This is a genomic window from Sphaerisporangium rubeum (assembly GCF_014207705.1).
Lineage (GTDB): Bacteria > Actinomycetota > Actinomycetes > Streptosporangiales > Streptosporangiaceae > Sphaerisporangium > Sphaerisporangium rubeum.
Genome location: NZ_JACHIU010000001.1, coordinates 4,364,510 through 4,381,911, shown reverse-complemented (window position 1 = coordinate 4,381,911; position 17,402 = coordinate 4,364,510). Strand labels below are relative to the sequence as shown.

The following is a 17,402-nucleotide window of genomic DNA, read 5'->3' as shown; positions in this document are numbered from 1 at the left end:
TCATCCTCGGCGTGCCACTGCTCGCGGTGGCGGCCGGACCGCTGCCGGAGCGGCGGAGAGATCATGACTTGACGTATCCACGCGCTTCGACGATCAGACCGTCACGGACCCGCATCAGCGTCACACCACGTATCGACCCGGAAGGGCCGTCGCCGAAGCGATACCGCCGGCGGACCGTCCCCGATCACCGGAGACGATCACCTCCTCCGGTTCGAACAAGGAGGCGCGGTCACTCGCGAGCTTCTCCCAGAACGCGATGCAGGCATCCCGGCCCACGGTGCGCGCGCCGTCCGGGGCGGGTTGAATCGCCTCCATCACGCAGTCGTCCGCCACCAGCTCGGCCAGACGGCGCGGGTCGTGGTCCGCGACCACCTGATTGAAGCAGGCGATGACCTCTTCTGTAGTGCGGTGTGACATGCCGGATACCGGCACTCACAGCCGACCAGTTCGTCATCCTCGTCAACGGCGCTCTCGCCATCGGGGCGACCCGCTCCCACACCCACCCCGCCGCCGTGGCGCGTCGGGTCGCCGAGCGCCTCCTCGACGACATCCCACGGCCCTGATCGGACCACGTCCGCTGATCAGCCGGGGAAGGCCTGCGCGTACCGAGCCGAGATCAGGGTGAGATGCCGCCTCGGGTCTCACCCCGCCTCATCGTGGCGGGCTGACGAACCGGTGGCAGTCGACGTCCACGCTCACCGGTGCCGGATGCGCGATGGAGCCCTCGTCGGTCCAGCCCTGTCGCGCGTAGAAGCGCCGGGCCCCATGGTTCCCGGTGGCCACCGCGAGCCACGCGCGCGGATGGCCCGCCGCGAGCACAACACGCTCGGCGGCTTCGAGCAGCACCGCCCCGATACCGGTGCCGCGTCCGGAGCGGTCCAGGTAGAGATGATCCACTTGGCTGCCGTCGACCATGACGAACCCCACGACGGCTCCGTCCCGCACCGCGACGATCGTGTCGCCAAGGCGATCCGGCGTGCGCTCGGCGAACGAACCCGGCGTACGCACCTCGACCAGCGCCGCCGGAACATTCCCGAGGTGCGCGTCGGCCCATCCCTCCCGCCAGATGCGCGCGATACTTGGCACATCGGCGGCGACCGCCGAACGAAGCCGGACCGAGACGCTCAAGGCCGCGGAGTCGTCGGCCGAGGACGGTTCATGCGGGTGTGGCGCCGCCATAGGAGTGCCCTTCCTGAACGAGAACGACATCGTGCGGCTAATGGTCTCGCACACAACCGTTCAGGAATGAGGCCGGAGAGACGGGAATCCTGGATGGCGGAATGCCGCGGTTCCGGTCAAAGTTCTCAGGAAGATCGCCGGTCATGGGTCCTTGACCACGCCACAGCACTACCTGCATCCGGGTGCACGCTCGATCGCTGACACCGGCGAAGCGTTGAGCGCTCACCTGCCGGCTCGGCGGTCACCGGCTGCGGGCCGGTTCAACCTCGTCAATTCGGTGATCCAACATGAAGAAAAGTCTGTTGACCTGAGGTTTCCCTCAGCTCGACAGAGTCAGCGGAGGGGGTCGAGGTCGGCCAGGCCGGCGGGCTGCTTGCCGGTGGTGATCTGCTCGGCCAGCAGCCTGCCTGTGATCGGGCCGTGGGCCAGGCCCCACATGCCGTGGCCCCCCGCCACGTAGACGGTGGGAGCCGCCGTCGCGCCGACGAGCGGCCGTCCGTCCGGGGTGATGGGGCGGGACCCCACCCAGACGTCGGTACGCTCCTCCCAGCGCACGCCTCGCAGGAGCGGCCGGGCGGAGGCGACGATGGCCTTCAGCCGGGCGGGCACCTGCGGGGCGTCCGGGTCTCGGAACTCCATGGTGCCCGCCACCCGCAGCCCGTCGCGGTACGGCGTGCACGCCACCCGCTCCTCGGGCAGGTAGACGGGGCCGGGGACAGGATGGTCGACCGGCACGGTGAACGAGTAGCCGCGGCCCGCCCGCACCGGGACACGCACGCCCCACTGCCGTGCCAGGCGGGGCAGCCAGGCGCCTGTGGCCAGCACCACCGCATCGGCCGACAGCACAGTGCCCTTGGCCGAGCGGACGATCACCTTCCTGTCGTCGGTGCGCACCTCGTCGACCTCGACGGCGTACATGGTCGCGCCGCGTTGCATGACGGCCTTTCCCAGGGCGTGCACGAAGGCACCCGGGTCGACGTAACGCTGGCCGTCGATCCGTACCCCCGCCGTCAGCGCCTTACCGGCGAGCGGTACCTGCTCGGCCAGCCCGTCGCCGTCCAGCACGGTGTGCTCGACCCGCTGCCCGGCCGTCTGCAGCCTGCGCAGCTCGCGCAGCAGGCTCTCGGCCTGGCGCGGCGTACGGAACGCCGCGGTGATCGGCGCCGCGATGACGGGTGCGGACACACCGTTGGCGGCGAGCACCTCGTAGGCCTCGACGCATTCGTCGTTGAGCGGCAGGTTGGCGTGCGCGGCGCGGGTCCACGACCGCCAGTGGCTGTTGGCGGCGAAGCGGACCAGAAAACGCCACAGACCCGGATCGAGGCTCGCGGGAACGTGCAGCGGCGCGGCCGGGTTGAGCAGCGAGCGCAGGCCGTAACGCAGGACCGCGGGTTCGTTGAGCGGGATGGCCAGACCGGGTGCGATCCAGCCGGCGTTGCCCCAGGACGCGCCGGCCGCCACACCGCCGCGGTCGATCACGTCGACCTGGACGCCGCGCTCCTGCAGGAACCACGCGGTCGACAGGCCCACGATACCCGCGCCCACCACGATCACCGATCGTGGCCAGTTGCCGGCCATGCCAACCTCCAACCAGTACGAATGTCGATGTCATGTCCAGCATCGCCCGGGCGGCGACCAGCGGTGTTGTGAGCGGACGACAATCGCAGCGCCGCCGTTGTGGATCTGGCACAACGGCGGCGCCGGGAACGGTGACGGGTCCTGAGCAGGTCATCGGCGGGGTTCGTCCTCCAGGGCCGCCAGCATGATGGTCATGGCCAGGCGCTGGCGGGTGTCGTCCAGGTCCAGCGGGCCGAGCTCGCCCATTCTGCGCAGCCGGTTGCGGACGGTATTGGGATGCACCGCGAGCCGCTCGGCGGCCAGGGTGAGGTCGCCCTGGCTCTCCAGCCAGGCCCGCAGCGTGGCGACGAAGCGCGTGCCGTGACGGGTGTCGTGCCGCAGCAGCGCGCTCACCGGCCCGCGGGCCGGAGCCCGGCCGGTCCGCGCGGCCGTGCACAGCCGTCGCAGCAGGATGTCGTCCCAGGACTCGTCGTAGGCGGGCGGGACGGCGCCGGGCTCGGCGCTCTCGTGCAGCGCCAGGCACTCGTCGGCCTCCTGGCGGCCGGCGGCCAGGTCCGCCGCCTCGGCGGGTGCTCCGATCCCGGCCGTGACGCGCACCCGGGCGGGCAGTTCGGAGTGCAGGGCCGCGATCCACTGCCTGGCCGCCTCGGCCCGCTCGGCCCGCAGGATGGTGTAGAGGGTGTCGCCGAGCAGCGCGCTGCGCCCGGGCCGGGACCAGCCGAAGCCGTTGGTGGCCTGCTCGAGGGCCAGCAGCAGCGCAGCGTGGCGATCGTCGGGGGTGTACGCGCGGACCGCGATGACGCGTATCGCCTGCGGGGCCAGGCCCAGCTGGCTGATCACCGTCGCGGCATCGGCGCTGCCCTCCAGCAACCGGATGACCAGGTCGGACTCCACCTGCCGCTCCAGGTCGGCGCTGGCCCGGGAGCGCAGCAGATGCAGGCCGACGGTGCGCGCGCCGTCGGCCAGCGCGCGGCGGTTGGCACCAGTCAGCGGGCCGGCGCAGCTGACCCACACCGAACCGAGCAGCTCGCGGCCAGCCCGCACCGCCACCGCCATCCGTCCGGTCAGGCCGTGTTCGGCATCGGCGGGGACGAACACCGGCTCGTCCGTCGCCGCCAGGCGGGCGAACACCTCCTGTTGCCGGAACAGCTCGCGCAGCCGTTCTGGGACCCGCCGTCCAAGGATGGTCTCCAGCCGGGCCGGATCTCCCGCCTGCTGGGAGCGGGAGTAGGCCAGTACCCGCGAGTGCCGGTCCTCGATGGTCACCGCACCGCCGATGACGTCGGTCAGGTTGTCGGCCAGGGCGAACAGGTCGGTGGGTCCGCGTCCCGAGGCGGTCTCGCGGCTCTCCAGCACCAACCCGTACACCACGCCGGCCAGCTGACTCCAGGAGACAGCGGGCTCGGCCAGCAACACGGCCACCCCATGCCGGTCGGCGATCGCGGCGGCCTCCCGCTCGGCGTCCGCGCCGCTCCCGCTCTCGCCCTCACCGCCGGTGCCGGTTCGGGCGGGGCGTACCAGGACCGCCGTGGCCTTGGCCGCGGCCGCCCACTGGACCGCCTCGGCGAGTGAAGAGGTTCCGACGGCGAGGAGCACGTCGCCCGCGACGTGGTGGTCGGTGGCGTCTGGTATCGCCACGCTGCGTAGCCAGGTCGAGCGCGCTTCAGGACGGCCGCACAGCCGCACGCCGTACCCGCCGAGCACATTCACCAGACGGTCCAATGTGATCATGGTCAGCTCCGGGTGGTCGAAGAGGGGCAGACTGCTCCGCCCCCTTTCATGGTGTTCAGGCGGCCTCGTGCCGTCGTTGGCAGTCGATACAGGTGCGTGCCAGCGGCCGGATCTTGAGCCGTTCGAACGGGATGGGCCCCTGGCAGTGAGCGCAGAGGCCGTAGGTGCCGGCCGCCAGCCTGTTGCAGGCCTGGGACAGTTCCGCGACGGTGCGCTCGGCAGTGGTGATTGAAACGGCCAGTTCCTGCCAGGTGCCGTCGGCGCCGCTGCTGTCCTGCTCCTGGGCCCGCAGGCCGTGCAGCTGTCTGCTGCGCTGCTCCAGTTGCTCCCGCAGGTCCTGGCGCAGCGACTGGAGCTGCACACTACTGAGATGTGATGTCGTGTGACCGTCGGTCATGATCAGTGATCCTTTCCGTGATGGATCGGGAAGGTGTTGAGGATGGAGGGCCTCGCGCGGGGTCTCCTGCGCGTCGCAGCGCGTCAGCGGGAAGACAGGGCGAGGCCGGCCGCCAGGGCCGGCTGCAGGCACAGCCGCATCAGGCCGCGGACGGTGGCGTGCTGCGGCTGGGGCGCCGCGCTGACCTGGAGCCGCAGGACGGCGCGCAGCCGGCGCAGCAGCAACTCCTGGTGCGCACCGCCGCCGGTGACCACCACGCCCCGGGCGCGCGCGGCCCGGCACGAGGTGGCGGGCAGGCGGCGTAGCAAGCCCGCTGTCATGTCGACGACGTTCTCCAGCGCGTACGCGACCAGCCCCGCGCTGGTGGTGGCGCTGAGCTGGAGGGCGACCGCATCGGTGACGGCTCCCCGCCTGATGGCCACGGCCTCGACGATTCCCGCCCCGACGTCCAGCAGCAGGCAGGGCCGGGGATCGATGACGTCCAGGCCGACGCCGACGGCGGCGGCCAGCGGCTCCTCCACCAGCCGCACCTCGCATCCGGCGATCTCGGCGACCGCGGCGCGGACCGCCCGGCGGTCGCCGGGTGAGGCCGCCACCGGGACCCCGGCCAGCACCTGCTCCAGCGGCCGGGGGCCGTAGTGAAGGGTGTCCCGCACCGCCATGCGCACCAGTCGCAGGCAGGCATCCGGGTCGGCTACCATGCCGTGCCGGATGGGCTGTACCACGTCCCTCTCACCGGAGGTGGACGACCGCCTCACGATGCTCGAGGGCCGGTCGGCGATCGTGGGCCCGCACACGGTCAGCGACCGGGTACGGGCGGTGCCCAGGTCGAGCGCCATCAAGCGTCGGGTCGGACTCATTTCGTGCTCCCCTCTGCCGCGCGGGGGCGCGCGGCAGGATCGGCGGGCCGGCAGGCGGCGGGCCGGCGCGGAGGCTCCGGCCGCGAACGGGCGTGGGCTGATGCGACAACGGCCATGACGATGATCGACTTCTGGCGGACGCCGACAGGAGAAGACGGCAGGGCCAAAGCGGCTCGAACAAGAGCGGGCTTCAGACGAAGACGGCCTGCCGCCCCCCTGTCAAGGGGACGATCGCATGACGTCTTCAGGGCGCGACGGCATACCCGGGCCGGCGCCAGGGGAAGGCCTGGATGCGGGCGCGTGGGTGCGTCGGGTGCGCGTTGTCGGACTCCGCGGCGCGCGTGGCCGCGGAGCCCGACGGGAAGACGTCGGCTAGGTCAGCGGCGGGCTGCGCGATCCCGTGGCGCGGTGAGCCGGCTGCTGAGGCTCGCGCAGTGTGTCCGCGTCCGAGCCCGGCGTCGGCAGCAGCGCCAGATGTGCGGATTCGCCGTGGCGTTCGCCGCGCATGGGCGGCCACAGGGACAGCACGTGGTGCGCGCGGGCGCCACCCGCCTGCGGCGGCAGGCTGGACAGGTCGGCGTCCCATCCGCCGAGCTCCCACGCCGGGCCGGAGGTCGAACTCTGCGCGACCGTCGGGCCGCCGTAGCTCGCCTTGCACGAAGCGCCGACCAGCACCAGGGACAACAGAACCAGGCCCATCACGCCGGCGAACGCGATGGACCCCTGTGGAGTTCTCCACGGCCCCGTCATAGGGCCGACCATAGCCCACCCCACCGGAAAAGGCATTTCACGGCATCGCCGGTGGTGGGCGCACCCGTGACCTGGTGCTGCGGACTTTCGTCGACGTGGAGCACGCCGAGGACTGGCTGGACAGGGTGACAGGCGCCCTGACCATGCTCCCGGGGACCGGCCGCCGGCTCCCGGACTGGTAGCGGTCGATCCGACCGCAGCGCATTGCGAGTATCCGTCGCTCCTCATGACATATCTGGCGGGCCGGACGGTCCTCGACGCTGAGGGATTGGAAGCGCGCGTCCCTCTGCTGGCCCGTCAACTCGTGGCGATCCACGCGTTGCGACCCGCCGAGCGGCCCCGGAGGTATGTGGCGTTGACGACCGCCGACACTGTCGTGATTCCAAAGGGCGCAGACGCGGCGGCATGGGCCGCGGCGATCGCCGTGATCCGCAGGTTCATGCCGCCCCATGAAGGGCGATCCCTGCACCGGGACTTCCAGCCCCGCAACGTGCTGTTCGACGTGCCGCCCTCGCAGCCGGCGGGTGCCCGGATCACCGGCGTCGTCGACTGGGCGGCCACCTCCTGGGGAGGCGGATCTCGATGTGGCGCACTGCTCCGCCAATCTCGCGCTGCTGCACGGCCCTGTGTGGGGCCTGCGGTTCGCCGAGGCGTACCAGGAGGCCGGCGGGCTGCTGGCCGCGACCGCGAGCGAGCGGCTGTACTGGCAGGTCAGGGAGGGGCCGGCGTTCTCGGAGGATTCGAGGGCGAGGACGGGCGGGAGCCGCTCTGTCGATTCCCGGGCGTGCCGATTCCGGATATGCCATTTCCTCAGGCGAATGAGGTGATCTCAGCGGAATGGTTCCGACAGCCGGGATTTCCGAGGCATGAATGGCGGAACTCCGGGCTTATCAGGAGAGATCGCCGGAACGCTGGATCAGATTTCACAGCCTGCCGGAGTCGAAGCGCTACCCAGACGATGAAGCGGAATACGCCATCGTGCTCAACCGCCACCACACCGTACTGTCCGAACTCGATCCAGGCCCAGACCTCCTGGTCATCACGACCGAGTGGACGAACACTCCAGCGCTCACCCCTCAGCTGCGGCCGGACGATCAGAGGTCACGCCCACGGCACAGCACTGGCAAACCCTCATCGAAGAACCCCACGACGATCCCGAATTCCGCACCTGCACGCAGCTCTACGTCGAGAGACGACCGTAGAGGCCCGGTGTCATCGACGCCGTGCTCCGAGCGGTCACGGACGACGAGATCAGCAACGTGCTCCTCGGCCCCGCGAATCTCCGCTGGCTTTACCACCCCTACGACGGCGGCATCGATGTGATCCTGCCACCCCGGCCGAACGTGATGCCCTCAGGGACCGACACCGTTCCTGGCTGACCACACACCCACGGGGGCTCTGAACGACGTGCTGAATCGCGGACAACCAGCGCCGTCGACGCTTGGCCACCGCTCACAGGCCAAGGGGTCGGGCAGGTCCGACGGAGTCGAACAAGGAACCTGCCACCCACGTAAGATCCTGAGCGCACTTGACTCCGGCTGGCTCCCGAGATCGGAAAAAGGGGCTCCGGAGAGACTCCGAAACCCCTGCCGACCAGCAAACCTGGTCGGGACGACAGGATTTGAACCTGCGACCCCTTGACCCCCGGGACGTAGGACTACACGTTTAGGCAGCTCAACGACTTTCAGGCGAGCGAGGACGGAGTGTGTCCACGTGGTGATCGTTTGGCAAAGCGCATAGTGTGTGGTCCCCATCTGGTCCCCGGCGTTCCCGTGTACACGCGTCCGCCGTTTCTTACTCCCCGTACCCGGTAGGCCGCCGAGAAGTTCGGCGGTGTCCGCATGTTTACCAACCCTCTATGGTCGATCTGGGTGACCATCAGCCGGCTCGGCAACACCTTCGGTTCTCCGCTACGGAGGGGGTTGGACGGCCGCCTCCGAGTACAGACCGTCTAACCCCCTCCGGCGTGGTTCAGTTGTCCTTCCTGCCGAACAAATACCCAGCTACGAGCAAGCCGACCTGGAAGACCCAGTCCATGGTCTTGGTCACCTGCGGTTCGACCTGACCCCATGCCTCCTTGGGGAGGAAGGCGCCCATGAGGATGCTCGCGACGATCACAGCCACGAAGATCCCCAGAAAGATCTTCAGGAACCAACCCCTGTGGCGCTCCGCTGCTGGTTCCAGGCAGACGACTGGATCGTCAGCCGGCGGCGGCGAGTGATCCCGAAGTTCATACTCCGGATCTGGATCCTCGGAGCCTTCAGGCTCCTCCGGGTCGAGCGGTGTACTGCTGTTGGTCATCGATCCTCCACCAGCCAGAGCGTCCTGGCTGGATAGCAAGAGGTGTCCGGGACCACCTCGGGTTGTTCCTGACAGTCCTCGCTCGTGGGGTACGAGCTATGAGCCCGACCGTGGGGTGCTAGGAGCCTTGACACACCCTTCGTTCGATGCCCGTCCGCAGTGATCTCCTGCGGGTGAGTAGAGCCTATCGCGCATCAGACGCACATCAGGTGTGGAGACCATGCGCAATTCGTGGCAGGATCATATGAGTGGAACACCTACTACATGAATGCCCCGAGAGTAGAAGATGTTACTCCGATGTGTAACATGAGCACTCCTGTACGGACTCTCCAGAGATGACAGATCTCGGCGAAGAGCGTCCACCGCAAGTAGCCTGGTTGCCCTTGTCAACACGGTGAGTGACAGGAGATCATCACTTAGTAATGGGCAACCCTATGTCCCTCCACCCTCTGTACGGGGTCTAGGAGTTAGAGAGCATGAGTCCCGAGAATCCCTCAAAAAAGCCTCAATCCGGGGAGGCGGAAGATAAGTCTCGCTTTGTCCGACTATCGGTGAATTTGAGTCCCGATATTGCAAGGACATTCAAGGGCCTTATCGACCGAAAAGGTCTATCCATCACGGAGGGCATTCGACGCGCCATTACGATATGGGGATTCGTCGAAGAGCAGATCGCCCAGGGGAACGACTTAGCGGTAATCGAATCAGACGGCAAGCCGCGCAAGATTCTTATTCTTTGATTTGGTTGCTATGATAAAGATATAAAACGGTTGCGCTAAGTGCATGTCTGTGTTTGGGGCGTTGACTAGTATGCGGCTGCTTCTTATAGCTCCGGTGCTTAGCCATGCACAAAGGGTGGGGCTGTGTGGTCATCTCCTCGTCGGGCAGGTGGAGCCATGCCGGGCCGGTAGCTCGGGGTCAAGTCGTCCTTCGCGTGTTCCATGTGTCCCGGTCGCCGTTCCTCGCGCGCTGGTTGCCCTGCGGTCACAGGACGGCTTGACCTCGGGCGGACGGTCTGGCATCCCGTGTGGTGGCCGGCGAGGAGATGACCACCTTCCCCGTACCGGCCCGCACCTTTTGCAAGATCGCCTCCATCTCCGAGGAGGGCCGGGGTTTGGGGCGGAGCCCCAAGCTCTCTTTCCCCTCCCTCCACCTTTCCTCTCCTTACCCGCCTTGGCGTCTGCCGTGCGTTCCGAGTCATGATGTCCGGCTCTGGCCTGCATCGGTGTCCTGTCTCCCCCTCTTCACCCCTTGGAGAGATCAGGCACCAGCAATCGGCAGCCGCCATCACCTCCGCGTCGCTCTGCGGCGCGGGGGCGCGCCGACCGCGGGCGGACCGGCCGGAGAGCCGCAGCCGCCGGCGGGCGGGCGCGGCCCCCGGACTCCAGGTTGGTGGTTCGGGCAGGTTCCTTGGACATGTCGGCCGTGAATGGCATAAAGGGCTGCGCTGTGCCCCTTCCTCGACTCCTGCGGGTGCCTGGGGCCGACACCTCACCGCCCGGCTGCCTCTTGCCGTACTCTCACCTTGCTCGGCGGGGTTCTGCCTGCGATCCCCCGTCAGCTCCTACGATCAGCGCACGCAAGAGCCCTCCCCGTTTCCCTCCTGCTCGCCCTCGTTCCTGCGCCGGCCGCAGGCGGACCACCGCCGCGACAGCGGCGGCTCGACAACGTAGGGGAATTCGTAACCGGGCCGGATCTTGCGGTGCTGATCCCGGCTAAATGAGCTGTGTGCCGTCGTGGACCCGTACGAACGGGCCGTCATCGCGGAGCGCGTCAAGTACGCGGATCGCTCGCGCTTCCGGCATGAGGTGCTGGACCTGGTCGAGTGTGAGCCACGTGGATTCCAGCGCTTCGTCACTGGCGTGTGGGGTTCCGCTGATCGGGTGGCATCTGAAGGTCAGAGAGACAACGCCTAGATTCATGTTCTTGTAGACGCCGGTGAGAGTCTCGGGCTTGACCTGGACGCCGGTCTCTTCGAGTACTTCGCGGATCACGGCGTGCTCGGGTGTCTCGTCCAGTTCGACAATGCCGCCGGGGGGAACCCATCGCCTGTCGTCTTCACGCTGGATGGCTAGGACTCGTCCGTCAGGGTGGATCACCACAGCGGTCACGCTGACGGAGTGCCGTGGAAGGTCTGCCATGTGAGAACTCCTAGCCGTTCGTCCATTCGTAGGACAGGCGCCACTGCTGGCTGGGGAAAACGTTGATGACAGTTTCTGCTGCCACGTCTTCGGCGGTGTAGGCGATGCGGGTCACTTCGAGGACCTGTTGAGCCTCGGTCAGCTTCAGGAAGTCGGCTTCCTCCGGTGTCGGGTGACGCGCTTCGATCTCTTCGATGAACCGCGTGATGCGGTGTCCGCGCTTGGCAAGACGTTGGTAGAGGCCGGTTGGTCCTGTGTCGGGGAGCGCGATGCTCTCGTCGCCGGCAATGGTGAGCGGCATGTAGGACGTCGCGAGTTGGACCGGCCGCTCTCCCACGAACATGTGCCGCTTCCGCATGACGACCGGATCGTCTTCGGAGATCTCCAGCCGTTCGGCGACTACCGGAGGGGCCAAGATCGTCTTCAGCTCCACAAGCGGTGCCCGTGGCTTCAGGCCGGCCTTCTGCATCTCCTCGGCGAAGCTGCTGCTGTTGGAGTCGCCACGAGGGATGCGGCGCACACGTTTGACGGTCGGTACTTCCTGAACGAACGCTCCGCGGCCGTGCTCGACTCGGACCAGCCCCTCAGCGCGCAGAAGGGCGATGGCGCGATTGATCGAGGTCTGGTTGAGCCCGTACTTTCGGGCTAGCTCGGGTTGGCTCGGAAGGGCTTCGCCTGGTGCGTGCTCTCCGCGCTTGATGGCATTGCGCAGTTCGTCGGCTACCTGACGGTACCGGGCGCGCGGGGTCTCCAAGTTCACATCACGGCCTCTGCCTCAACTTATGACTTCTGTCAGAGCCTACCTCTCCTGGTCACCAACTTTCAGACTCGCCAGTGCTTGCAACTTATGACATATGTGTTAAGCTCCAAGAGCAAGCAACTTATGACACATGTCAGAGGAGGACTCATGCGGAACATCCCGGTGGACATCTCGGGTCTGGCCTTCATCGTCGCCGGTGAGCCGGAGCCCAAGCTCATGGACCGCGAGACGGGGGAGGTCAAGAAGGACGGGGAGGGTCGGGATCTGTACACGATTCCGCTGCTGCCCAAGCCGAACGACGACCGGCGTAACCCGGTCATCACGGTCACGTTCCCCTCGGCGGACTTCCCGAAGATCCCGGAGGGTATCCAGGTTCGCCCGGTGGGGCTGGCGGCGTTCTTCTGGTCGATGAACGGCCGTGCGGGCATGGGGTTTCGCTGCGAGGCGATCCGTCCGGCCGCTGAGCGCGCCGCGTAGTGGGCATCGTCGGGCGGACGTATCTGGAGCGGGGGAAGCCGGTGACGGTCCTGATCCAGTGGGGGCCTGGCGGTGGTCCGCGCAACGTGCTGATCCGTCGCGCGGACGGCACGAAGGTGGTCCGCCCGTTTCGCGGTCTGCGTCGTCCGCCCGAGCAGCGGCCGGCAACACCTGCGCTGTTTTGAGGTTCTGTCCCCGGAGCGGCTGTGCTTGGCGGCGTGCCGCTCCGGGGTCTCCCACCCACCACCAAAGGAAAGGAAGGAGGACCCCAGTATGACGGACTTTCTGTTGCGCCTCGGCGTGTACGTGTTCGCGGTTGCGCTGGCGCTGTGGTGCTGGCGTCGGTGGCATCGGCTGTCGTTCTGGCTGGTCGTGGGCTACCCGGTGAAGCTGCTGACGGTCTACTGCACCTGGCGTGCGGTCGCGTCGGGCTGTGGGCTGGCTCGGCGTCGGCGGCGGTTCCGCTGGACGTTCCCGGGGTTCCCGGGTCTGGGGGGCTGAGGGATGCGCCGTCGCACGGTCATCTCCGTCGCTCAGAGTCGGCGGCTGCGCCGGGTGGAGGTGGAACGCGCTCCCCGGCTGGGGTTCATCCGGCCAACCCGGCTGGGTTTCCGGGTCGGGGTGCGGTTGCACGACGGGCAGACACCGGAGGACTACGTCCGGGTCCTGGACAAGCTGGCTCATGCGTGGAAGGTCCACAGTGTGCGGCTGGCCTCGTGGAAGCCGGGGAAAGTCGTGCTGGTCGCGACCTTGGCCGACCCGCTGGCACACGTCACGCTGCCGGTGCTGTCCGATGGGCTGCTGCGGGTGCGGGTCGGGCTGATGGACACCGGTGCGCCGTTCGTCATCGACTTCCGTGCGATCCCGCATTGGCTGAACGTCGGTGCGACGCAGTCGGGTAAGTCGAACCTGGCGAACGCGCTGTTCGTGGGGCTGGCTCCGCAACCGGTGGCGCTGGTGGGGTTCGACCTCAAAGGCGGTGTCGAGTTCACCCCCTATGAAGGACGCATGTCCGCGCTCGCGACCGAGCGGGACGAGTGCGCCGAGCTGCTGGCCGGGCTGATCGGCATCATCAAGTACCGGATGGCGCTGTGCCGCCGGCACCGGGTCAAGAACATCTGGCACCCCCGTCTGCCTGAGGCCGCGCGGCCGATGCCGCTGGTGCTGCTGGTGGACGAGGTCGCCGAGCTGTTTTTGATGGCCGACCCCAAAGCCGAGAAAGACGCGGTCGCCGCGGTGTCCACGCGCCTGCTGCGGGTGGCTCAGCTCGGCCGTGCGTTCGGGGTGTACCTGGTGGTGTGTGGGCAGCGTGTCGGCTCGGACCTGGGTCCGGGTGTGACGGCGCTGCGCGCTCAGCTCACCGGGCGGGTGTGTCACATGGTCAACGACGACGAGACGGCCAAGATGGCGCTTGGCGACATGGACCCCGGCGCGGTGGTCGCCGCGCGGGAGATCTCCCCGGCGATGCCCGGTACTGCCGTGGTGATCGGGTCTGAGGGCCGCTGGCATCGCATGCGCTCGGCGCACGTGCTGGAAGAACAGGCAGAAGCCGCTGCCGCCGAGTACGCGCACCTGGCGCCGTCGTGGGCCGAGCTGACCCGCGGCGCGGTGGCCTCCGATGACCTCGACCCCGACGAGGTGGACGAGTTCACCGCTCCGGACCTGGAAGACCTTCCGGTCTGACAAGACCAGTTCTCGGGCTGGAAGGGGCTGTGCTCCTGCCGTGCCCTTCGTTCGGCGTGCCTTGTGATGCGCGTCCATGACACCGCGTGTTGCGCGATCGCTGATGACGAGGAGTTTTCATGACGACCTACACACATCCCGACGTGCTGGGCAAAGGGGTCACGGAGGGGTGGGCAGATCCGATCACCGACCCCCGGCAAATCGACTGGACCGCCCGTCAGCGGGCCGCTGTGCTCCCGTTCAGCGTGCTCGACGGGCGGCCGGTCAACCCCTGCGGACCGACCGGGATCCGCCACGGCCGTAACCAGCTCGGGCATTGGGGAGAGCAGGCCTGCGCCGATGCGGTGGTGACCGCCGAGATCGGGGGCGGCCGGTGGCTGGTCATGGTGGAGCGGGCGGACGGCTACGGATGGGCCTTGCCTGGTGGCTGCATCGAGCCGGGGGAGGACTGCGAAACCGCGGCCCTCCGCGAACTCGGTGAGGAAACCGGCCTGGTCATCGAGCACACGCGACGGGTGGTGCTGGCACCCCGGTATGTGCCCGACCCCAGAGCCAGCGATGAAGCCTGGATGGTAACCGTGCCCACCCGCGTCCATCTCGGCACGATCGGCACACTGCCGGCGCTGCTGGGGGCGGACGACGCCAAGCAGGCCGTATGGATGCCCGCGGACACCTACGCCGTGCTGCTGACCCACGTGCAGACGGCCTACCACGGACAGATCTTCCCCGCGCACACGGCCATGCTGCGCGAACTCCTCATCTGACCGGCCACCCCGCACCCCAGCAACCAGGAAGGAACACGACCATGCGCCGGATCAAAGCCGCGCTGATGGACAACGGCCCGGTTCTGGTGCTGGCCGCCATCGCCGCAGTGGGCTCCTTCGACCACATCAGCAAGCTGGCGGCCAAACATGGTCAAATCGAGTGGCGGGCGTGGGCGGTCGCGGTGTGCATCGACCTGATGTGTGTCATGGCCGCGCGTGAGATCCAGCGCGACAAGCGCACCGGCCGTAGACGACACGGGCCGCTGTCGTGGCCTTCGGTGGTCCTGGCCGGTGGCATCACGCTCACCCTGGCGGCCAACCTCGCCGAAGCCGACCCCACCCCGTGGGGCTGGATCGTCGCCGCCACCCCCGCCGGGGCATTCCTGATCGCCATGTCGATGCTCGAACGCCGCGCCGGCCACACCGCCACCCCGGCGGCTGCGGTGCTGGATGCCGAACTGGTCGCCGAACAGCACACCCCGGCCACCGCCACCCCGGCGATAACCGACCCCCATGACCAGCCGCGCACCGAACTGGCTGCGGCCACCTCGGACCTTGCCTCGACTGCTGCGGACTCGGTTCCGCCGGTCAGTGCCGCGCTGCTCGATGACGCGCGGTACCTGGCTGCTGAACACGCACGGCTACACGACACCCCGATCACGGCCGACGACCTGCACCGCCGGTTACGCATCCCTCCGGACACAGCAACCCAGGTGCTACGCCACCTGACCGCCTCGACCCCCGTCCACGAAAGGACCGCTTCATGACCACCGACTCCTCCTTCCGCGCCGAGTACATCGCCGGGCTTCGCCGTCTGGCCGCGTTCCTGGCCGACAACCCCGACGTGCCGGTCCCCAACCACGGAACCGAGATCAACCTCTTCTCTGGTGGCACCGAACGCGAGCGCCGCGCCGCGGTGGACCGGTTCGCCGAGCTGACCGGTGCCCCGGTCTCCGACGGCACCCACTACCAGGCCGTGCGCGACTTCGGCCCCATCGCCCTCGCTGCAGTCGCCATCTCCGACGAGCGCAGGAGCCGACACGACGCATGGATGAGCTACGCCGACGCGATCACCCCCTGAACCGCAGCACACCGGCGCATCCGTCTGGCCCGAACCCCACACATCGCAAAGGAGAACCCCTCAGGTGACGGACCCCCTTGACGTCCCGGTCCACGCCTACATGTGCGCCACCTGCTACGGAACCGGAATCGACCCCGACGACGACTGCTGCCGCGACTGCAACGGAACCGGCATCGACAACCACCCCACCCCCGACCACCCCTGACCAGCAAAGGAGAAACCCCCGTGTCGCACGTGATCACGATCGACATCGACCCCGGCCACCCCGGCATCTGGCCCGGCGGCGAGCCCACCTCGGTCCGCGACGCCTACGACGCACAGCAGGCCGACCAGAAGCAGCAGGCCACCGGGAAGGCGGCCAAGCGATGACCCGCAAGGACGCACAGGGCTACGCCATGGACCTGATCGCCTACAACCAGCTCCGCGACAACAAGCCCAAGCGCAAGCCCGCCGACAACCCTCCGGCACCGGTCCGGCTCCCGGCCAAGCCCACTGTCAGACCTCGCCGCTGACCAACCTCGAATCGACGCCTCCACCGGGCGGCCAGAGCTTGCCGGCCAACGCCGCACCGGGGAGGCGTCTCCTCCGCTGCTCGCAAAGGAGACACCAGTATGCGCGATCCCGCGTTAACCGCGCTCCACCTCCACCGACACAACACCACCACCCTCGCGCCGTGGCTGCCCCCCGGTACCGCCTCGACCTGGGTGTGTCGCTGCGGCGCGGTCAATCCCCGTATCCGTACCCGCTGCGGACGGTGCGGCCGATGACCGGCACGCCGCGCGGGCTGGACTGGAGCGGGAACAAGCGACGCAACCCCAAAGCGGTCAACCACTGGAACGGCGATCGTCGTCGGCCGTGCCGCATCTGCCGCAGGCTCACCTTCCTGCTCGACGACAACGGAAGCCCGTGTCACAAGGTCTGCGCCGAGAACGAGACCACCGGCGGGGGCCTGTGATGGCCGCCTGCGATGTCACCGACCGTGCGGGCCGGCCTCGGCTTCTGGATCTGTTCTGCTGCGCCGGCGGGGCGACCCGCGGCTACCAGCAGGCCGGTTTCCACGTGACCGGGGTGGACCTGCGGCCACAGCCCAACTACATCGGCGACGCCTTCCACCAGGGCGACGCGGTCGAGTTCGTCCGCGAACACGGGCACACCTTCGACGTTATCCACGCCTCACCGCCGTGTCAGGCCGGATGCACCCTCACCGCCGGCACCAACAAAGGCCGCACCTACCCGCAACTGATCCCCGCCGTCCGCGACGCGCTGCGCCACGTCGGCCGACCGTACGTCATCGAGAACGTCGCCGGTGCCCCGGTTCGCAAAGACCTGCGGCTGTGCGGCGAGATGTTCGCCCTGTCGGTCATCCGGCATCGCTTCTTCGAACTCGGCGGCGTCCACATCCCGCAACCCGACCACCCTGCCCACCGGGGCCGTGTGGCCGGCATGCGGCACGGCGAGTGGTTCCACGGCCCCTACCTGGCCGTCTACGGCCAAGGCGGCGGCAAAGGCAGCATCGCCCAATGGCAGCAGGCCATGGGCATCACCTGGACCGACGTCCGCAAGGAACTCGCCGAAGCGATCCCCCCGGCCTACACCCGCCATATCGGCCACCACCTGATCAAGGCCCTGGCCGGCGACGCACCCGTGCAGTTCGAACTCCCCGGCCTGGCCACGCCATGACCGTCAACCACCCCCACCCCCAC

Annotated in this window: 24 protein-coding genes and 2 pseudogenes; 16 read left to right on the top strand and 10 right to left on the bottom strand. The window is 68.3% G+C overall.

Going from position 1 to position 17,402, the window contains the following annotated elements; all coding sequences use genetic code 11:
• Positions 1-120 precede the first annotated feature (120 nt).
• Positions 121-417: a nuclear transport factor 2 family protein gene (locus BJ992_RS18830; RefSeq protein ID WP_221474887.1), complete on the bottom strand. Its 297-nt coding sequence runs from the start codon at positions 415-417 to the stop codon at positions 121-123.
• Between BJ992_RS18830 and BJ992_RS18825 the strand changes: the two genes are divergently transcribed.
• A complete protein-coding gene (locus BJ992_RS18825) occupies positions 411-563 on the top strand; it encodes a hypothetical protein (protein ID WP_184989478.1) in 153 nt (50 codons plus the stop codon). The two genes, BJ992_RS18830 and BJ992_RS18825, sit on opposite strands and share 7 nt — an antisense overlap.
• Positions 564-651: 88 nt before the next feature.
• On the opposite strand, the gene BJ992_RS18820 is transcribed toward BJ992_RS18825, so the two are convergent.
• From BJ992_RS18820 to BJ992_RS18795, 6 genes are all read right to left on the bottom strand, one after another.
• The gene (locus tag BJ992_RS18820) at positions 652-1,128 is read right to left on the bottom strand and encodes a GNAT family N-acetyltransferase (protein ID WP_221474886.1); all 477 of its coding nucleotides are present in this window, start codon (positions 1,126-1,128) and stop codon (positions 652-654) included.
• Between the two features lie 384 nt (positions 1,129-1,512).
• Complete coding sequence (locus BJ992_RS18815; RefSeq protein WP_184982780.1) at positions 1,513-2,757, bottom strand: NAD(P)/FAD-dependent oxidoreductase; 1,245 nt, start codon at positions 2,755-2,757, stop codon at positions 1,513-1,515.
• A 150-nt stretch (positions 2,758-2,907) separates the two neighbouring features.
• Positions 2,908-4,488: a PucR family transcriptional regulator gene (locus tag BJ992_RS18810; protein ID WP_184982778.1), complete on the bottom strand. Its 1,581-nt coding sequence runs from the start codon at positions 4,486-4,488 to the stop codon at positions 2,908-2,910.
• Between the two features lie 55 nt (positions 4,489-4,543).
• The gene (locus BJ992_RS18805) at positions 4,544-4,885 is read right to left on the bottom strand and encodes a TraR/DksA family transcriptional regulator (RefSeq protein ID WP_184982775.1); all 342 of its coding nucleotides are present in this window, start codon (positions 4,883-4,885) and stop codon (positions 4,544-4,546) included.
• 83 nt (positions 4,886-4,968) lie between these two features.
• On the bottom strand, positions 4,969-5,724 hold the full coding sequence (locus tag BJ992_RS18800) for a rod shape-determining protein (RefSeq protein ID WP_281390667.1): 756 nt from the start codon (positions 5,722-5,724) through the stop codon (positions 4,969-4,971).
• A 393-nt stretch (positions 5,725-6,117) separates the two neighbouring features.
• Positions 6,118-6,495: a hypothetical protein gene (locus BJ992_RS18795; protein ID WP_184982772.1), complete on the bottom strand. Its 378-nt coding sequence runs from the start codon at positions 6,493-6,495 to the stop codon at positions 6,118-6,120.
• A gap of 112 nt (positions 6,496-6,607) precedes the next feature.
• Between BJ992_RS18795 and BJ992_RS34565 the strand changes: the two are divergent.
• The 3 genes and pseudogenes from BJ992_RS34565 to BJ992_RS32205 all read left to right on the top strand — a co-directional run.
• Positions 6,608-7,306 (top strand): annotated as a pseudogene (locus BJ992_RS34565) (aminoglycoside phosphotransferase family protein); the annotation flags it as partial.
• Positions 7,307-7,365: 59 nt separating this feature from the next.
• Positions 7,366-7,578: pseudogene (locus BJ992_RS34560) on the top strand (DUF3885 domain-containing protein); the annotation flags it as partial.
• 131 nt (positions 7,579-7,709) lie between these two features.
• Complete coding sequence (locus BJ992_RS32205) at positions 7,710-7,874, top strand: DUF3885 domain-containing protein (RefSeq protein WP_425503732.1); 165 nt, start codon at positions 7,710-7,712, stop codon at positions 7,872-7,874.
• Between the two features lie 592 nt (positions 7,875-8,466).
• Here the strand turns inward: BJ992_RS32205 and BJ992_RS18780 are convergent.
• Positions 8,467-8,796, bottom strand: coding sequence for a hypothetical protein (locus BJ992_RS18780; protein ID WP_184982770.1), 330 nt, complete (start codon positions 8,794-8,796; stop codon positions 8,467-8,469).
• Between the two features lie 476 nt (positions 8,797-9,272).
• Between BJ992_RS18780 and BJ992_RS18775 the strand changes: the two genes are divergently transcribed.
• Positions 9,273-9,533 (top strand): ribbon-helix-helix domain-containing protein, encoded by a 261-nt coding sequence (locus tag BJ992_RS18775; protein WP_184982768.1) that lies wholly within the window; start codon positions 9,273-9,275, stop codon positions 9,531-9,533.
• A gap of 975 nt (positions 9,534-10,508) precedes the next feature.
• On the opposite strand, the gene BJ992_RS18770 is transcribed toward BJ992_RS18775, so the two are convergent.
• Together BJ992_RS18770 and BJ992_RS18765 are read right to left on the bottom strand one after the other, a co-directional pair.
• Positions 10,509-10,934 (bottom strand): NUDIX hydrolase, encoded by a 426-nt coding sequence (locus BJ992_RS18770; protein ID WP_184982766.1) that lies wholly within the window; start codon positions 10,932-10,934, stop codon positions 10,509-10,511.
• Between the two features lie 10 nt (positions 10,935-10,944).
• Complete coding sequence (locus BJ992_RS18765; RefSeq protein ID WP_184982764.1) at positions 10,945-11,694, bottom strand: UTRA domain-containing protein; 750 nt, start codon at positions 11,692-11,694, stop codon at positions 10,945-10,947.
• Positions 11,695-11,841: 147 nt separating this feature from the next.
• Between BJ992_RS18765 and BJ992_RS18760 the strand changes: the two genes are divergently transcribed.
• The 11 genes from BJ992_RS18760 (at position 11,842) to BJ992_RS18715 (ending at position 17,379) form a co-directional block, all read left to right on the top strand.
• Positions 11,842-12,171 carry an SCO3933 family regulatory protein gene (locus tag BJ992_RS18760; RefSeq protein WP_184982762.1) on the top strand — a complete coding sequence of 110 codons (330 nt, stop codon included), beginning with the start codon at positions 11,842-11,844 and terminating at the stop codon, positions 12,169-12,171.
• A 273-nt stretch (positions 12,172-12,444) separates the two neighbouring features.
• Positions 12,445-12,672 (top strand): hypothetical protein, encoded by a 228-nt coding sequence (locus BJ992_RS34340; RefSeq protein ID WP_343072741.1) that lies wholly within the window; start codon positions 12,445-12,447, stop codon positions 12,670-12,672.
• Between the two features lie 3 nt (positions 12,673-12,675).
• A complete protein-coding gene (locus tag BJ992_RS18755) occupies positions 12,676-13,854 on the top strand; it encodes an FtsK/SpoIIIE domain-containing protein (protein ID WP_343072740.1) in 1,179 nt (392 codons plus the stop codon).
• 119 nt (positions 13,855-13,973) lie between these two features.
• The gene (locus tag BJ992_RS18750) at positions 13,974-14,618 is read left to right on the top strand and encodes an NUDIX domain-containing protein (protein ID WP_184982760.1); all 645 of its coding nucleotides are present in this window, start codon (positions 13,974-13,976) and stop codon (positions 14,616-14,618) included.
• Between the two features lie 41 nt (positions 14,619-14,659).
• Entirely contained in the window at positions 14,660-15,385 is a 726-nt protein-coding gene (locus BJ992_RS18745; protein WP_184982758.1) for a DUF2637 domain-containing protein, read from the top strand.
• Positions 15,382-15,699, top strand: coding sequence for a hypothetical protein (locus BJ992_RS18740; RefSeq protein ID WP_184982756.1), 318 nt, complete (start codon positions 15,382-15,384; stop codon positions 15,697-15,699). Before BJ992_RS18745 ends, BJ992_RS18740 begins: the two co-directional genes overlap by 4 nt.
• A gap of 64 nt (positions 15,700-15,763) precedes the next feature.
• Entirely contained in the window at positions 15,764-15,904 is a 141-nt protein-coding gene (locus BJ992_RS18735; protein WP_184982754.1) for a hypothetical protein, read from the top strand.
• A 20-nt stretch (positions 15,905-15,924) separates the two neighbouring features.
• Positions 15,925-16,068: a hypothetical protein gene (locus tag BJ992_RS18730; RefSeq protein ID WP_184982752.1), complete on the top strand. Its 144-nt coding sequence runs from the start codon at positions 15,925-15,927 to the stop codon at positions 16,066-16,068.
• Positions 16,065-16,211 (top strand): hypothetical protein, encoded by a 147-nt coding sequence (locus BJ992_RS18725; RefSeq protein ID WP_184982750.1) that lies wholly within the window; start codon positions 16,065-16,067, stop codon positions 16,209-16,211. The genes BJ992_RS18730 and BJ992_RS18725 overlap by 4 nt, the downstream gene beginning before the upstream one ends.
• Before the next feature lie 161 nt (positions 16,212-16,372).
• Entirely contained in the window at positions 16,373-16,654 is a 282-nt protein-coding gene (locus BJ992_RS18720; RefSeq protein ID WP_221474885.1) for a hypothetical protein, read from the top strand.
• Entirely contained in the window at positions 16,654-17,379 is a 726-nt protein-coding gene (locus BJ992_RS18715) for a DNA cytosine methyltransferase (protein WP_184982748.1), read from the top strand. Before BJ992_RS18720 ends, BJ992_RS18715 begins: the two co-directional genes overlap by 1 nt.
• Positions 17,380-17,402: the final 23 nt, after the last annotated feature.

Bases quoted from the DNA above. Each gene is read 5' to 3' on its own strand.
- BJ992_RS18830 (WP_221474887.1), bottom strand. From the start codon at position 417: ATGTCACACCGCACTACAGAAGAGGTCATCGCCTGCTTCAATCAGGTG.
- BJ992_RS18815 (WP_184982780.1), bottom strand. From the start codon at position 2,757: ATGGCCGGCAACTGGCCACGATCGGTGATCGTGGTGGGCGCGGGTATC.
- BJ992_RS18810 (WP_184982778.1), bottom strand. From the start codon at position 4,488: ATGATCACATTGGACCGTCTGGTGAATGTGCTCGGCGGGTACGGCGTG.
- BJ992_RS18805 (WP_184982775.1), bottom strand. From the start codon at position 4,885: ATGACCGACGGTCACACGACATCACATCTCAGTAGTGTGCAGCTCCAG.
- BJ992_RS18800 (WP_281390667.1), bottom strand. From the start codon at position 5,724: ATGGCGCTCGACCTGGGCACCGCCCGTACCCGGTCGCTGACCGTGTGC.
- BJ992_RS18795 (WP_184982772.1), bottom strand. From the start codon at position 6,495: ATGACGGGGCCGTGGAGAACTCCACAGGGGTCCATCGCGTTCGCCGGC.
- BJ992_RS18780 (WP_184982770.1), bottom strand. From the start codon at position 8,796: ATGACCAACAGCAGTACACCGCTCGACCCGGAGGAGCCTGAAGGCTCC.
- BJ992_RS18775 (WP_184982768.1), top strand. From the start codon at position 9,273: ATGAGTCCCGAGAATCCCTCAAAAAAGCCTCAATCCGGGGAGGCGGAA.
- BJ992_RS18770 (WP_184982766.1), bottom strand. From the start codon at position 10,934: ATGGCAGACCTTCCACGGCACTCCGTCAGCGTGACCGCTGTGGTGATC.
- BJ992_RS18760 (WP_184982762.1), top strand. From the start codon at position 11,842: ATGCGGAACATCCCGGTGGACATCTCGGGTCTGGCCTTCATCGTCGCC.
- BJ992_RS34340 (WP_343072741.1), top strand. From the start codon at position 12,445: ATGACGGACTTTCTGTTGCGCCTCGGCGTGTACGTGTTCGCGGTTGCG.
- BJ992_RS18755 (WP_343072740.1), top strand. From the start codon at position 12,676: ATGCGCCGTCGCACGGTCATCTCCGTCGCTCAGAGTCGGCGGCTGCGC.
- BJ992_RS18750 (WP_184982760.1), top strand. From the start codon at position 13,974: ATGACGACCTACACACATCCCGACGTGCTGGGCAAAGGGGTCACGGAG.
- BJ992_RS18745 (WP_184982758.1), top strand. From the start codon at position 14,660: ATGCGCCGGATCAAAGCCGCGCTGATGGACAACGGCCCGGTTCTGGTG.
- BJ992_RS18740 (WP_184982756.1), top strand. From the start codon at position 15,382: ATGACCACCGACTCCTCCTTCCGCGCCGAGTACATCGCCGGGCTTCGC.
- BJ992_RS18725 (WP_184982750.1), top strand. From the start codon at position 16,065: ATGACCCGCAAGGACGCACAGGGCTACGCCATGGACCTGATCGCCTAC.
- BJ992_RS18715 (WP_184982748.1), top strand. From the start codon at position 16,654: ATGGCCGCCTGCGATGTCACCGACCGTGCGGGCCGGCCTCGGCTTCTG.